Below are 15,468 nucleotides of genomic sequence, written 5' to 3'. Positions count from 1 at the left end.
AAAACCATCGGTAGACTGTGCGCCATGGCGGAAAGCTGTCGGGCAGAAGCCGCCAAGGACATCCTGCCCGCAGCAAATAGAAAATAGCCTCGAAAATCTCGCGCATCGGCCAACGCCGTCGCCGTCCGCATTGGCATGGCGCGGGCAAATACGGCTCGATCAAATGCCATTCCGCGTCGGTAAGATCACTTCCATAGCGAACCCCTGCACGGCTATGATGCGCGCGGGCGGTCGGGTTCCACATGATGGCTTCCAAGGTTGGTGTCGCAACCCCTCGGAATCATATCGAAACTCGATCGTCCACCGTTACATCAGCGTTCCGACACAGCCTCTTAAGCTTTACCTTGAATGCCAATAATCTTCTCGATCAGAATCCTCCGATTTACCGCCTTCGCGGTGGCGGCGGCTTCCTGAACGGGGCTGGCTTCACAGTCGGCCGCGAGATCATCCTCAGGGTCTCCAAAAAATTCTGACAGACACAGGCATATTTGGACCTCGAGGGGCAACCTCGAGGTCCGAGCTTGCTGTTTAGTTTCGGTCATTAAACGATCAGCATGAGAGTTATATTCTATCACTTGACGTGTTTCATGACCGGGCAAGAGAACATTCTAGGATTCTAGGCATACCGTTCGTCGTTCATCACCCATTCCCGATCGCCCCTGCGCTCGCGAGCACATCGGATCCCGATCTGGTGGAAGTCGTCGATACTGTGGCGGCGCGTGAGGCACGCATGGGCGGTACGACGGTCACGCTGACCTCGGTCATCGACCTCATCCGCGATCCGCGCTGGAGCCGGCTCAAGGAATTTTTTAGCGAGGATCCCGTCTCACTGCGGAGATTGCCGTCCAGCGCGAGAGCCGACGAGGAGGTCATCCAGATCTACATACGGGACGAGGTGTGTTCTATGCCGCGCTCCGTACTGGAGCTAGGGGCCTTTCGCCGCGTCACCTTGCAGCCGGGCGAAAACCGCACGCTGTGTCTTGACCTATCCCCGGACGATCTCGCCCTTCGGGACGCGGCGATGCAGTGGCACGTGGAGCCGGGCACCTTCACCCTCGTCGCCGGTCCGAGTTCGGCCCAGCTCAAATCTACCGGACTGAAAATCGTATGTCGACGCATAACAATCCTGCGCAGCTATTGCTGAGCATGGTGGGGCGGAATAGGCTTGACGGAGCAGGCGGGTGCGCCCGCTGCCGATGGTGCACCCGGAACTGTCATGATCGCGCGCCGATAGCGTGTCATCGCCGGCGTGCCATTGTCGGTGACCGCCAGGACGACGTGGAGGCCATAGCTGCGCGGAGGCGTGAACTGGTCGACCGGCGAGGCGTTTCCGATGTGGACTGTGATGCTCTCCCCCTCCGTCGCCGATAGCTGGACATTGGGCGCGAACAGCCCGCTCGCCTCCCGATACCACATCCACTTGTAGCTAAGCGGATTGCCATCCGGGTCGCTGGACCCCGCCGCCGACAGCGTGACGGGCGTGCCCGGACAGGCCTGTATCTCGACCGGGGCCATGCCGGCCTTGCCGTTCAGCATGGCCATGGGCGCATGATTGGCCCCGCGGAGATCCGGCGTGACGGACCAGAGCATCCGCGCGGCGAAGTCATTCTGATAGGCCGAACGCCAGCGCCATATCGTGGCTTGCGGCGTGAAATAGGATTTCCCGTCCACACCCTCGATCCTGTCGCTGGTGTTCGTCCAGAGGCCGAGACCGTCGGACAGCCGGTCATAGCGCCCGCCCCAACCGCCCCAATCCGGGCGCTCCGGCACACTGAGGCCGTTCGGGATCAGCGACAGGAAGGACGGCGTATCGCCCTCCATCGCATAGACGGGGAGCGGATAGAGCGCGCCCAGCGGTCCCTTGCTATGGATGTTCTCCCGGAGCCAAGCCATGCTCACGCTGTCCTGACTGGCGCCCGGCTGCGGTGTCGAGATACCCGTCCATGTGCCCAGCTGATAGCGCGTGAAGCCATGGATGCTGACTTCCCAGAACAGCTTGGGGAAATAGGCCCGCGCCCATGGACCGGCATCATCCTGATCCGAGATGGAATAGACCCTGATCCTGGACACGAACCGATCCACGGCCGCGGGCGAGCGCGTGGCGCGCACGGTCCACAAAGCCTGCGCGAGGTCGGCCGCTCCGCCCCAGACCGCGACCCAGACCGGCCGCGGATCGGGCTTGTCCACCGCAGCGATGATGGCGCGGGACGCCGCGCTGTCCTTGCCCCTACCCACGCCGCTCATGCCATAGACCGGACTGCCGACCCGGATGACGGAGCGGAGGCGATCCGCGTCGGGATAATGGGGATCATGGACCCGCAGATTGCCCAGCACCCCGGCATAGGCATCCACGCGCTGGGTGATGAGATCAGGTCGGGGAGTGCTGGGCAGATGCCGCGATGTCGCGGCCACCAGCGCTTCAATGTCGATGTCGTTCGAATAGAGCAGGAGACGAACCATCGACTCCGAATCATCCGGCTCGTTCCCGATGTCGGTCAGCACGACCAGCCGCTGCCGATTGGCGACCCCGCCCGCCATCGACGCCGATGCCAGCATCGTCGTGGTGGCAAGCGCCGACACAACCTCCATCCATCGTCCATACCGCATTGCCTTCTCCTTTCAGACGCCGTTCGATCAGCGCACCGCCACCCACCCTGCTGCGATGTTCGATCCGTGCGTAGGAAGTCCACGCATGGCCTCGATGTGGCTCAACGACCGCATCATTGCACAGCTACGCTGGTGCAGGGGTCGTCCACCGCGTAACGTCAACGCCGAAGCACAATGGTACGCCATGGTGGACGACGTCTCCAACGCTGCGTAACTTAAACCACATAGCCTCCCGCTGACCCGACGCAGTTTACTATGACCAAGCGATAAGTTTGGATGACCAGCATTGCGGCTCAAGACACGGCGCGCTCGATCAAGAACTCATGCTCGCCCGGACCAGCGATCAGGGACATCCGATTGTCGGCCTCTCTTACGATCTTTATGGTGGAGGGAAGCTTTTTGCCATTTCGAGAGATGGTTGCAGCGTTGCCCGTTGGAAGGACAACAACCGCCTCGCTATTGGGAGGCACGAGAAGCTTCAGCCGGTAATTCCCATTGCCGCCAAACTCCCATTCGGTCGAAATGAGACCTGAGCGGCTGCGATAACGACCACCCCCTTTTTGCAGTCTACCATCATACACTGGATTAAAACGGAACCGTGTAAATCCTGGAGACAGAGCGTCTATACCGGCGATCCGTCGCCACAGAAAACCCGCCACCGCACCTAGTGCATAATGGTTGAAGCTGTTCATCGTCTTGTCGCCGGCATCACCGTTCCAGCGTTCCCAAATCGTTGTCGCCTTGCGCGAAATCATATAGCCCCAGGACGGAAACTCAGTCCGCAGAAGTAGATCGTAAACCAATTGGGTCTCGCCCGCATTTGCAAGCACGTCGAGGCTGTAGGGCGTACCGAGAAAGCCTGTTGAAAGAAGCGTTCCGCGTCGCCTGATATCAGCGACAAGATTGCCAGTCGCAACGCCCCGCTGCGCCTCAGGCACAAGACCGAAATGAAGCGCTAATATGTAGCCGGTCTGAGAACCGTTGCCGAGACTGCCATCGGGACGGACAAATGCCTTGGCAAAAGCCGCTGCGATGTTTTCACCAAGAGCCTTATAACCCGTTGCATCCTGCGAACGCCCGGTAGCTGCGGCCATATCCGCCATTGCATCGGCAGCACCTTTCCACATCGCTGTGCCAACCAGATCCTTGGGTGTCGTCGGATCCCCGGGTCGCTTCGCGTCCAGTGCCAGCCAATCAGCATAGTCGGTCCCGCGATCGTTGCGCCACAGAAAGTCGGGATTGGCCTTCAGGATCATCGCCATGAAGCGCGTCATTGAGGCCCAATAGTCATCGACGATGGCGGTATCTCCATAGCGCCACCAAACGGTCCACGGAAGGATCACGCCAGCATCCCCCCAGCCGGGCGAGGATCCCTTGAGCGGCAGCGTGCCGTCGGCGCTGTCGGGCGAGATGTCGTTATATCCGCCGTCTTCATGCTGGGCGTCGGCTACGTCCCGCATAAAGCGACCTGTAAACGCCGCCACATCCATATTATAGGAAGCGGCATCCCAGAAGACATGGGCATCGCCCATCCATCCGAGCCGCTCGTCGCGCTGAGGGCAGTCGGTCGGAATACCGACGAAGTTCGACCGCTGGCTCCACAGCCCATTCTGCCAGAGGCGCTGGGGCACATAGCTCGAGAGCATCAGATCGCCCGTCTGGGCAAGATCGCTATGGATCACGATGCCAGTGGCCTGTCCTGACTCAAGCGGCGCCTTGAGACCCTCTATCTCGACATAGCGAAAGCCATGATAGGTAAAGCGTGGCTCATAGATTTCTCCGGCTGGATCGCCGCGCAGTACATAGGTATCAGCGGCGCGCGCTCCGCGCAGGTTCGACTGGTCGATACTGCCATCCTCGTTGACAAGTTCCGCAAAGCGAAGCGTGATCCGCTGATCTGCCGCTCCCTTGACCTTAAGCCGCACCCATCCCGCAAAATTCTGGCCAAAGTCGATTATAGCGCGGTCGGTGGCAATCTGATTGATGACCTTAGGTTCGATCTGGGCGGTGCGCCGAATGGGCGGGGCCACTGCACCCGTCAGCCTGCAATCTGCCGGAGGGCCGGAAACGGTCTTTGCTGCCTCCCAGCGCTTCCTGTCGAGGCGGAAGCCAGGCGCCGACCAGCCGGGCATTTCGAGCCTCGCATCGTAGTCCTCACCATCATAGATGGTCGCCATAGTGATGGGTGCCCGCGCAATTGACCATGAACCGTCACCGGCTACAGTCTGGCGTCGCCCATCGGCGTAAAAGATTTCCAACTGCGCCTGGAAGCGCAGCGGTGCGGGGCCGAAATTATAGCGTCCACCTGGTGAGATGTTACTGCCGTACCAACCTTCCGCAATCATGCCTCCCAGCACATTCTCACCTTGGCGGAGTGAAGCGGCCACATCATGCACCCTGTAAAGAAGGGTCTTGCGGTAATCGGTGAATTCAGGAGTCAGTAGCGCATCACCAAGCCGTATGCCATTGAGCTCGGCTTCGTAGACACCCAGTGCCGTCACATAGAGACGCGCAGCGGAAACCTGCCCATTCACTGCGAAGGACCGCCTCAAAAGAAAGGCGCCATCGGCAGGAAGCGGCGCAGGGTCGCCCGCTTGCACGGCAACTGCCGTCCATTGGGGCCCCGCCTCCCCTGTCGTCCACTCCGAAGGCAGCCCTTCGCGCGTCTCGGCCCCTCGCCCATCGAAATAGACGGTCTTGCCACCCTCAAGTTCTGCACGGACAAGAATAGCCGCTCGGCGCTTCTCGACACCAGTGAGCGAGAGCAACAATTCATGGTCGCCCGCACGGAGTTTGTGATGCAGCCGAACCGGCTGTGGGTCACCCCAGGCATTTGGGTTGATGGTTGGGAGAACAATAGGCTGGTTGTCGAGCCTCAGTTCCGCCTTACCCGACATTCCAATGAATAGTGTGACATCTGCGGATTTGGCAATCCGGAAAGGTAGACGAAAGCTGCGAGCCCCTGCTCCTTCCTTTTGGCCTCCCTCAACCCAGAAAAAGCCGGCCTCCCGGATTGCACGCGCGGCGCGATCTTCGGCTGCAACCCATTCCCCCGACCAGTCGGCGGGTTCGAGAAGACCCATCTCCCATAAACCGATGGCACTCTCGGCGATGGCACCGCTTTCAGTCGACACCGCAACGCGCCACCAGGCCTGCTGGCGGGAAACAAGCGGCTTTCCTCCATAGGGAATGTCGAAGCTTCGGTTCGAAGCAATGCGACCGCTGTCCCATAGATCGAATTCACCCGCTTCAGCCTTTGTTCGGCTCGAAGCGACACCGATGCGATAAGAGGTCTGCCGCTGATTGGTCGAGGATGGTCCAATCTGCCAGGAGAAGCGGTTGCGCGGATTATGCACAGCAACCGGATTCTCGACTCCGTCGATAAGCATCGCATCGATTTTCAGAGGAGCACCGACCGTTCCAGCAAGCCCCATGTCTGTGCTAATGGCCATTCCGCTCAACCCGCTCGTAAGGAGGAATGCACGGCGGGAAACGGAAAAACGCATCAAAAGGTCCTTTCACGCAAAGCGATCAGGCCAGCCGACCTGAAGACCAAGCGCCCTCACGAAATCACCGCTGCCCCGCGTCCCGCAACGGCCGCCATCGCATTTGGCAACAAGTTCTATTTCACGACCACGCGCACACGATCAAGATTGTAGAGCCTGGCATAAGGCGTCGTCGCATTGCCTTGACGCTGCGAGACCCCCTTCAGGGCAACAAAATAGGTGCCGGATTTGGTGAAGAGGTGCGTCACCTTCAGCGAGAGGCTCCTGACGCCCTTCGCAACCGGGGGCCCCACCTTAAACTGCCCATTTCCATCAAAATCCCAGCTGGCTCCAACCACAAATCCGCTGCCCGGTGGCGATTCGATTTTGGCAGTGAAGGTGACGGCTTGCCCCGAAAGGATGTCGGCCCGCCGGGCCCCGTCGACCGCAAGTGTTACGACCGGCTGGATGCCGAGCCTTTTAGTAGCGGTCGGCGGCACCACCAGTTGTCCGTCATCAGTGCGATATTGAGTGGATGCGGGCGGGACGATGCCTTTTTCGACCCAGGCCGAAAGGTCCCGCAGAGCCTGCTGGAGCATTCCCTGATATGTGACAATTCGGTTGGGAGATTCCTTCTCCTGCTCCATCTCATCGCCGTGAAGAGCATGATCCGTATAATAAAGACGAAAATGCTGATCAGCCTGCGTACCCAGATTGGCTTCGACACGTCTGCGATACCAGTCAGCCTGCCACGGCATCGCCTCACGGTCCCATAGAGAGGCAACCACAATCATCTTGCCTTCGAACTTGCCGGTCTGGAGCGATCCAGCGGTTGCGCGCACGAAAAGCGGGCCAAGCAGCATCGGCCTCTGGGGATAGACAGGTTTGCCATCAGCGGTACGGAACTGGTCCCAAACCTTGAAGTCCGCGCTTGGGACCTGATGGCGATGGTAACTTTCCATGGCGAGGAAATTCGAATTGTCGACGCTGACTTTATCGCCGGCAGCCAACTGCGCAACGAGACTATCGTCGACGACACCGAAAACCGCAATATCGCCGACGATACGCGCAAGGGTCAGGCGCTGCCCGGCCAGCTTTCCACTATGTATAAAGAGGTCCCCGCCGACAAAATCGACCTTGGGCGGGCTGCCGGTGAGACGAACGGCGACTATGCGCGTCGCCGCTGCGCCCTGCGGTGCTTTGAACGCATTATCGACACCGCCACGATTGACCTCGGTCGATGCATCGGTGTTGAGACCCAGCTTCGCTGCCTCGAGGCCCGTTATCGGACTTGCTACTCCGGTTTCGAACTGCATTCTCGCTTTTTCGAAACGCACGGGATGATCATGTCCGAGGTAACCGGGCTTGATCCAGAAATCTTTGAAATAGCCCGGATCGGCCATCAGCACGCCGCCATAAAGGGCTGCGAAACCGTGCACGCCCATGGATTTGTAGCCAAACCAGGATTGGGGCGGGAAGCCCATGCGCGTGACCTCACGGAGCGCATCAGATTCTTCCCGCGTCAGGCCCGCATAGGGATTGCCACTGCCGCCCGGCTCAACGGCATCGATGATCTGAGGAAATTTGTCCTTGAGGATCCGCATGGCTTGCATCCGCACGGTGAACATATTGGGGATAGCCATGGTCGAGCCGATCACATAGGGCACAACGCCGTCCCACACGCCATGGGTATTCTCGATCGAACCGATGGTGCGATACCCACCGCCACTGCCGCCATAGGCATAGCCATAGGGACGCTTTCCACCATAGATCTTGAGCGCCACGATACGCGAATAAGCAGCAACCGCCGCATTCGCTTTGTAAGCCGTAATTGAGGAATCCCCGCCCGGAGCGCCGGATTTACCGAGATCAAGATGACCGCCGCCATTGGTTTCGACAAAATAAGCGCCGCTGTCGATCGAGAAGCCGATCTTGTTATATTCACCGACCGGCATTTTCGGCGCAAAATTCTCATTGTCGGGAATGGGCGTGATATGCTGGAAAAACCGCCCTTGGTATTGCGCCTTGGCCGGGAAATAAAAGGAAAAGCGCGTATCCGTGCCCTTGAAACCGCCGTGAACATAGCGATGGCGAACGGGCGTACCGCGCCATTCATCGATGTCGATGTAGGGCTGCGAGAACAGCGGATCGGTATCAGGGGTATAGAGCCGAGGCACAGCGGCGGCCGGAGCATCTGCCACCGCAGCCGTGTGGAGCGATGCCCCTCCCAGCACTGAAAGGGCGCATCCGGCTATTGCGATCCGGCACCCTTTTCCACTTATCGGCATCATCATGCTCAAACTCACATAAAAGATTGAAGGCAGTTGACAATCAAATGACGGCGGCCTGCAGGCCGCCGTCACTCCCCCTTATTCGCAAGATCAGAACTTCTTGGACAAACCGATCTGGACCATGCGCCCGATCGTGAAGCCATTCGTGTAACCGTTCGTCCCGATCTCCGTGTAGAGAGGCGGGTTTTCATCGAACACGTTGTTCACGTTGAGCGTGAATTCCAAATCCTTGAACATGGAACTTTCGCTCGGCACCGCATATTTGAAGAAGAGGTTGACCGTGTTGAACGCGCCGACCCGGCTTTGTGGACGGCCCGACTGCGTCGGCACGCCTGTCGTGGAGGCAAGGCACGCCGGAGTTGTAGTCGAGTCGCAGCGGAGCGCGTCCAACCCGCTGCTATGGTTCAGCGTCGCTTGCGCACGGAACGTTCCTATATCTGCACCAACGGTGGTCGAGAGCTGCAACCGGACCGCTGCGAGCGGATTGGAAATGACCGCACCATTGGCAAGCGTCTGAGAATAAGCACGCAATTCGTTAATAACGGGAGCACCGTCGCCGGTTTGGCTTTTGCGCGACAAGGTATAATTGCCGGACACGCCCGCATCGATACCGCCAAAGCCAGTTTCCATGCTGTAGCTGGCGGAAAAGTCCAAGCCTTCGATATCCAGGGTGCCATAGTTACCCTGCCGGAAATCGATGAGCGCATAAACATTGCAGTTAGTGGTCGAAGCGCATCGGCCTGCCGCCGTCGCAAGCGTGGCTGCAGCATTGGGCGCGCCCGACGCATTCAGGAAATTGGAAATCTGCGCAAGAGACAGACCCCCAGGATTGGAGGTGATCAGATTGGGGAAATTGGCATAAATTGACGGTGACGGCGTCGGTATCGAAATCCTGTTCTTGAACCTCACATTATAGTAGCTCGCACTGGCGTGCAGGCCCTTGATGAACGGGGGATCGATATCAAAGCCCACGGACCAGATTTTTGCGGTCTGCGGCTGCAGCGAAGGATTCGAACCCTGAAGGGCCACGATTCCGGTCGATGTCGGCGTATCGCCCGGACGGACAAACGGCTGATTGAACGGGAAGAAGCCAGACGTATTGCGAAGCGCTCCCAACTGGTCGACTGGGGACGGGGCGTTAAAGGATGTGCTCCAGTTGCCGCGGAATCCCAGCCAGCTAACCGGCTTTAAGGTAGCGCCGAACTTTGGATTGGTCGTGCCGCCGAAATCGCTGAAATGATCGTAGCGAACCGATCCCGCGAGGGTCAGCGAATAGATGAACCCGAGGCGATTGTCCGCACCGATGACCGGCACCTGTACTTCGCCAAATACAGAATGAACCTGGCGATTATAGGGCGTGTAGGCAAGCGTGCGGATCGTCCCAACAGGCGCATCATCTGAGGTGCGCTGCTGAAATTTGTCATTGATATACTCGTAACCGCCCGCGATTTTGACATCACCGCCTGGGAGGGAGAAGAGCGTCCCGTCCAAAATGGCTCTGAAATTGAGCAACTCTTCTCGTCCCTGCCCGGCAAGTTCGCTGTCGACCAGGCGAGCGATATTGGCAGCATCGTTCGCTCCGGCACCAGGATTATAGAAGTTGATCGCCGTTGCGGCGGTCGTGCCATTTGCAAATGTGTTGAGCAGCGAACTGTTGATTTCGCGAATATGATATTCGCTATTGCTGCGACTGTAATTGAACAGAGTGCGCAGGTTCCACTTGTCAGAAAGTCGCGCCTGGAATTCGGCGTTGGCGCCCCATTCCTGGAAAGCGTTGGTGGAGGTAGCACTATTCCGGCCAAGCAGTGGCGCTAAGGAAAAGAATACGGTCTGGGCTGCCGTAGGGCTCTGCCCCGGAACCGGCGTGTAATAGAAATTGCGGAAGCTCGGCGGCACGCCGAATGCGGGGAAGCCCGGTGAACTTACAGCAGCCAGGTTCACGCTACCGTTGAAGGGCGAGTAGGAAGTGGATTTACGCTCTCCGTAGAAACCGCGAACATCGACGGTCAGCCAATCCGCCAATTCCTGATGCAGGCCCACCAGCGCGCCATGTCGCGTACTTGCGGGAAGCGCACTCTGGTCGTCACTGGGATCACACACATTTGCGCCCGCCGCGAGCGACGGTAGCGCGTAAAGATTCTGACCGATCTGCACATTGCCCGGACTACAACTCCGGCCGAGCGGGGTCTGGCTGGACGACAACGTATCGACCTGCCTGATCCAGTCACGGTCGCGGCCGAAAATCGCGCTATTATGTTGATAGCTATAGGCCGCAAAGAGCGATCCGCTACCCCAATCCTTGCCTGCAATGACGCCTGCGTCAAATTGGCGATAGCTGTCCGCGAACCCTTCACGTGCCGTGACCTTGAGGCCATCAAATCGCTTGCGGGTAATGAAGTTGATTACGCCGCCAACTGCGTCCGATCCATAGGTCGCCGAGCCACCATCGGTCACGACTTCGACCCGCTCGATCGCGATAGTGGGAATGAGATCGGGGTCGATCGCATTCTGGGAAACGCCGACAGACGCAATGCGATGCCCGTCGAACAGGACCAGTGTGGACGCCGATGAGCTTGTCTCCCCGGCGAGATTGCGGAGATTGGGGCGGACAACCTGGATTTGATTGGAAGCCACGCCAAGGCGTGACGTCGGCACTGTGTTGAAGAGGTTGGTTACCTGCGGCACGGTTGCCAGAAGTTCGTTACCGCTTGTAGCGCCCGATGCCGCCACCTGCGCCTGACCTACGGTAATTGGGCTCGAGCCCACCGGAACAGTGCCGCGGATCAACGAACCCGTGACGATTATATCTTCGTTAGCGCTATCATTATTGGGCGTAGTGCGAGCCGTAGTCGTTGACTGCGCAAAAGCCAGCGCTGGCACGAGCGCAAACAGAGCAACGCCGCAGGCGCATGCACAACGAATTTTCGCTTTCGAATTTGTGGACACCCAAGCCCTCCCCTAGTCGTTCGTTTCTCGCCGCCAGCTCTTTAGGTTCCAGCGGCCATCTTCGGCCCCAGCGAACATTTTCGTTCAGCTGATGAACGCGAGGCTATGAAAAACTGAACATTTATTCAAGCCAAATTGGCAAAATATGTACTAGAAAGACGCAAACTGACGGATTGAAAGGGTTTCGCCAGCAGGGAAATCGATCAGACTCGATCATTTTACGCAATTTTAGACTCTGCCATCCATGACATCCCTGCCCTGCGGGGCTCCTCGAACGGCTCGATCCGACGTGCCCTCCTCCGATTCGCCCAGCCCTCAAAGGCACCCTGCCTCCAGTGTCGGATCGCACGTAAAGAGCCACTGCATGTGTCACTCGCACCATCTATCGGTTCAATCAGGCTGCTGCATGAGTGCTGCCTTTCGCGATCACCGGCGGGGGCCTGCTGAAAGCCGCGCGCGATTACTGCTTACGCGCGACTCAGCCATTGACGTCCAACTCGGCTCGCATCAATCAGAAAGACTTTGGCTATCAGCTGCTTGCACACCCGAGACGCCCGCCTCAAGAAGAGTGACCTACAAAAATGCCAACCGGGAAAAAGACAAGCAAAGTAAAGCCGCAAGCAACGAAACGCGGTGCAGGGCAAGAGACGAAAGACGCGATCTTGACTGCAACGCTCAAGGTCATGGTCAAAGAAGGTTATGCAGCAGTAACGTCCCGGCGGGTTGCTGAATATGCAGGCCTGAAGGCACCTCTTATCCACTATCATTACCGCACGACTGACGACCTGCTCTTGGCGGCCTACCGATATGCCTCTGAAAATGCCAAGCAGAAGCGTGAGAGCGCTGTCGCTGGGGACGACCCGATATCGTCATTGTGGAGAGTGAACGAAGACAAGGAGCAGACTACTCTGACTATCGAATTCCTTGCCCTCGCGAACCACCGGAAATTCATCCAGCAGGAAATGGCGACCAGAGCCACCGAAAACAGGGCCACCGAAAGTGCAGCGCTATCGCGATACATCGACAAACTCCAGCTCCCTCACCGCACTCTGCCGCCCGAGGTGATCTCGCTCATCGTCACCGGCATCGCACGCGCCCTCGTCATGGAAGCGAATATCGGCTTCGAACGAGGCCATGTCGACACGCGCCAAGTGATCCGAGCATTGATCGACAATGCCGCTGAGGTGCTCAATCTCGTGGAATATGATGGTTCAGCGCTCGCGCAAAACGAATGAATTGAATAGACAAGTCGCACCCCTCCAAGTCCGCCGACTGATTTTCGCGATCGTAGCAAAACGTCGGCACTTGCCCACTAAGTCTGTTCGGTCTAATTCGATCAGAATAGTTCAAGAGCGGTCGTTGCCGACCTGAGCCTTGAGCTGGCACCATTTACAACCCATCGGAGGGGTCATGCGCCCAATATCCTTCCCGCCTACCGCATACACAATTCGGTTAATCGAAGAATAAGCGAGGCCCATTGCCGACTTCGCAATTTCTGACGGCCTGTCGACTATGCCTGCTAATCTGCCACTATGTTCCAAGCGTTAGAAGCTGCGTCATTGAACTTTCGTGCGGACGCGAGCCAAGTCACGAACAGTGGCGCCTCTCTGTATGTCCGGAACATCAATGGAGATCGTTAAACTATGAGATCGCGTTTTTCCCGTCGCACCATGTTGAAGTTTACCGCAGCCACGGCACTTTCGTCGGCAGCGCTCGGCAAGCCCTCGCAGAGGTTCAGAGACCCGACGTTGTCCATCGCTTCGCGCGTCGATGACCTGCTTGGCCGCATGACGCTCGACGAGAAAGCCGCGCAGATGCTTTGCATGTGGACTCGCAAGAGAGAAATTCAGGACGATAGTGCCAATTTCTCGACTGCATTGGCCCGAAAGTCGCTGAAGCATGGGATCGGGCAGATAGCCCGCCCGTCGGACATTCGCGGCTATCCCAAGTGGGACAGCGAGCCCTATCGTTCGATAGAGGACACTGTAAAGTGGGTCAATGCCGTACAACGCTTCCTTGTCGAGGAAACCCGCCTTGGAATTCCAGCGCTGTTTCACGACGAACTGGCGCATGGATTTCTCGCCAATCAGGCGACGATTTTCCCCATTCCCGCTGGACTTGGCAGCACCTGGGATCCAACTTTGGTCGAACATGTATTCAGTGTTGCGGCGCGCCAGGCGCGGACGCGTGGGACCCATATCGCGCTGACCCCGGTAATCGATCTGATGCGCGAACCCCGGTACGGCCGGTCTGAGGAGTTCTTTGGTGAAGATCCCTTCCTTGTATCGCAGATGGGCGTGGCCGCAGTGCGCGGCCTGCAAGGGAGACAGCGACCGCTGGGGCCTGACAAGGTCTTCGCGACACTAAAACATTTCGTCCATGGTGCGCCGCAGGGCGGGCTCAATATTGCACCGGCCGACATGAGCGAACGGACGCTTCGCGAGAATTACCTCGTTCCTTTTGCGAAAGTGATAAAGCAGGCTGACCCGGCCATCATCATGCCTTCCTACAATGAAGTGATGGGCGTTCCTTCGCATGCCAATGCGGAGCTTTTGCAAGGCAAGGGGCGACTGCTTCTCGGATTTCGCGGCATGTACATGAGCGATTATGAGGGTATTGGAAATCTGGCAACTCAGCATCGCGTCGCCGCGAACACGGATGAAGCTGCCATACTGGCGCTCAACACCGGTGTGGCCGCCGATCTTCCCGAGGGAGCCAGCTATACCAATCTCCCTGCCCTCGTCAGGGCCGGAAAGGTGAAGGAGTCGCAACTCGACACCGCCGTCGCGCAGATATTGGCGCTCAAGTTCGAGGCCGGATTGTTCGATAATCCCTATATCGATGCCAAGCGGGCAAATGCGGCTGCGAACACGGCCGCAGATGTCGCGCTCGCCCGTACGGCCGCGGAAAAAGCGCTCATCCTTCTCAAGAATGATGGCATTTTGCCATTGGCGCCGCCCGCCGGATGCAGGATCGCAGTAATCGGTCCCAACTCCGCCGAACCCTTGTTCGGAGGTTATAGTGGAGCGACACCGCATGCTGTCGGCATCTGTGATGGCATCAAGGCAGCCGTACCGGCAGGCGTCGTGGTCGAGCAAGCCGACGGAGTCTGGATTACGCCACCCGACAGTAAAGGCCGTCATTTGGCCTTCTCGCCGTCCGATCACGTGCCAGAGGCAGATAATGACCGGCGAATTGAGGCTGCTGTAACGCTAGCAAAACGATCGGATATCATCATTCTCGTCGTCGGCGATACACCAGCCATTACGCGCGAAGCGGTTGACAGAAGTTTGCCCGGCGATCGTTCGAGCCTCAATCTCTACGGCGACCAGGACAAGCTCGTGGAGGCACTTCTTGCTCTTGGAAAACCAATGGTGGCGCTGCTGATCAATGGCAGGCCGCTCGCTGTAAATCGGCTCGCAGAGCGCGCGAATGCACTCGTCGAAGGCTGGTATCTGGGCCAGGAGGGCGGCCATGCCGTTGCAGATCTCCTGCTGGGCAAAATAAATCCCGGCGGAAAACTTCCTGTCTCCGTCGCTCGATCCGTCGGCGAACTGCCTGTTTGGTACAATCGTCATCCCTCAGCGGACGTAAACAGATATGTGGAAGGCGCGCCTACCCCGCTCTTTCCGTTTGGCCACGGACTAAGCTTCACGACATTCGAACTTTCAGCGCCGCGACTTTCGCGCAGCACCATTCGCGTGGGCGAAACTGTCGGGGTAGAAGTCGATGTTGTCAATTCCGGAGATCGGGCGGGCGACGAGGTCGTGCAGATCTATATCAGGGATGAGGTGAGTTCGGTCCCGCGGCCCGTGCTTGAGCTCAAAGCATTCCAACGGCTCACCCTTCGCCCCGGAGAACGCCAGACAGTCCGGTTCGAACTTGGTAAAGATGACCTGGCCTTCTGGGATATCAACATGAAATGGGTAGTGGAGCCCGGGGCATTCAGTGTGTTCGCCGGGCCAAGTTCCGCAAAGCTCAAATCCGCCACCCTCACCGTTCAGGCGGCTTAAGAGGCTGTGTCGGAACGCTGATGTAACGGTGGACGATCGAGTTTCGATATGATTCCGAGGGGTTGCGACACCAACCTTGGAAGCCATCATGTGGAACCCGACCGCCCGCGCGCATCATAGCCGTGC

9 protein-coding genes are annotated in these 15,468 nt (G+C 58.3%); 4 read left to right on the top strand and 5 right to left on the bottom strand.

Annotation, left to right across the window (positions count from 1 at the left end):
- Window positions 1-244 (bottom strand): transposase (locus tag LWE61_RS20195; RefSeq protein WP_234149742.1); only part of this gene is annotated, 244 nt, incomplete at its 3' end.
- 336 nt (window positions 245-580) lie between these two features.
- On the opposite strand from LWE61_RS20195, the gene LWE61_RS20875 reads away from it, so the two are divergent.
- Entirely contained in the window at window positions 581-1,144 is a 564-nt protein-coding gene (locus LWE61_RS20875; protein WP_326490679.1) for a fibronectin type III-like domain-contianing protein, read from the top strand.
- Here LWE61_RS20875 and LWE61_RS20185 read toward each other — a convergent pair.
- Window positions 1,135-2,607 carry a nucleoside hydrolase-like domain-containing protein gene (locus LWE61_RS20185; protein ID WP_234152449.1) on the bottom strand — a complete coding sequence of 491 codons (1,473 nt, stop codon included), beginning with the start codon at window positions 2,605-2,607 and terminating at the stop codon, window positions 1,135-1,137. The genes LWE61_RS20875 and LWE61_RS20185 overlap by 10 nt on opposite strands.
- An 85-nt stretch (window positions 2,608-2,692) precedes the next feature.
- Between LWE61_RS20185 and LWE61_RS20695 the strand changes: the two genes are divergently transcribed.
- Window positions 2,693-2,821 (top strand): hypothetical protein, encoded by a 129-nt coding sequence (locus LWE61_RS20695; protein WP_267961934.1) that lies wholly within the window; start codon window positions 2,693-2,695, stop codon window positions 2,819-2,821.
- 79 nt (window positions 2,822-2,900) lie between these two features.
- Here the strand turns inward: LWE61_RS20695 and LWE61_RS20180 are convergent, their stop codons facing one another.
- From LWE61_RS20180 to LWE61_RS20170, 3 genes are all read right to left on the bottom strand, one after another.
- The gene (locus LWE61_RS20180) at window positions 2,901-6,113 is read right to left on the bottom strand and encodes an alpha-L-rhamnosidase (protein WP_234152448.1); all 3,213 of its coding nucleotides are present in this window, start codon (window positions 6,111-6,113) and stop codon (window positions 2,901-2,903) included.
- A 116-nt stretch (window positions 6,114-6,229) separates the two neighbouring features.
- Complete coding sequence (locus LWE61_RS20175; protein WP_234152447.1) at window positions 6,230-8,386, bottom strand: PKD domain-containing protein; 2,157 nt, start codon at window positions 8,384-8,386, stop codon at window positions 6,230-6,232.
- Window positions 8,387-8,473: 87 nt separating this feature from the next.
- Entirely contained in the window at window positions 8,474-11,329 is a 2,856-nt protein-coding gene (locus tag LWE61_RS20170; RefSeq protein ID WP_234152446.1) for a TonB-dependent receptor plug domain-containing protein, read from the bottom strand.
- A gap of 662 nt (window positions 11,330-11,991) precedes the next feature.
- Here LWE61_RS20170 and LWE61_RS20165 point away from each other — a divergent pair.
- A complete protein-coding gene (locus LWE61_RS20165) occupies window positions 11,992-12,564 on the top strand; it encodes a TetR/AcrR family transcriptional regulator (RefSeq protein WP_234152445.1) in 573 nt (190 codons plus the stop codon).
- A gap of 408 nt (window positions 12,565-12,972) precedes the next feature.
- Window positions 12,973-15,342 (top strand): glycoside hydrolase family 3 N-terminal domain-containing protein, encoded by a 2,370-nt coding sequence (locus LWE61_RS20160; protein ID WP_234152444.1) that lies wholly within the window; start codon window positions 12,973-12,975, stop codon window positions 15,340-15,342.
- The last annotated feature ends 126 nt before the right edge of the window (window positions 15,343-15,468 follow it).

This window comes from Sphingobium sufflavum (assembly GCF_021403115.1).
Lineage (GTDB): Bacteria > Pseudomonadota > Alphaproteobacteria > Sphingomonadales > Sphingomonadaceae > Sphingobium > Sphingobium sufflavum.
The sequence above is the reverse complement of the archived record's forward strand: the minus strand, read 5'-3'. Positions and strand labels throughout refer to the sequence as shown.

What these genes read in the sequence shown, in the direction of transcription:
- LWE61_RS20185 (WP_234152449.1), bottom strand. Translation starts at nt 2,607, where the DNA reads ATGCGGTATGGACGATGGATGGAGGTTGTGTCGGCGCTTGCCACCACG.
- LWE61_RS20695 (WP_267961934.1), top strand. Translation starts at nt 2,693, where the DNA reads ATGGCCTCGATGTGGCTCAACGACCGCATCATTGCACAGCTACGCTGG.
- LWE61_RS20180 (WP_234152448.1), bottom strand. Translation starts at nt 6,113, where the DNA reads ATGCGTTTTTCCGTTTCCCGCCGTGCATTCCTCCTTACGAGCGGGTTG.
- LWE61_RS20175 (WP_234152447.1), bottom strand. Translation starts at nt 8,386, where the DNA reads ATGATGATGCCGATAAGTGGAAAAGGGTGCCGGATCGCAATAGCCGGA.
- LWE61_RS20160 (WP_234152444.1), top strand. Translation starts at nt 12,973, where the DNA reads ATGAGATCGCGTTTTTCCCGTCGCACCATGTTGAAGTTTACCGCAGCC.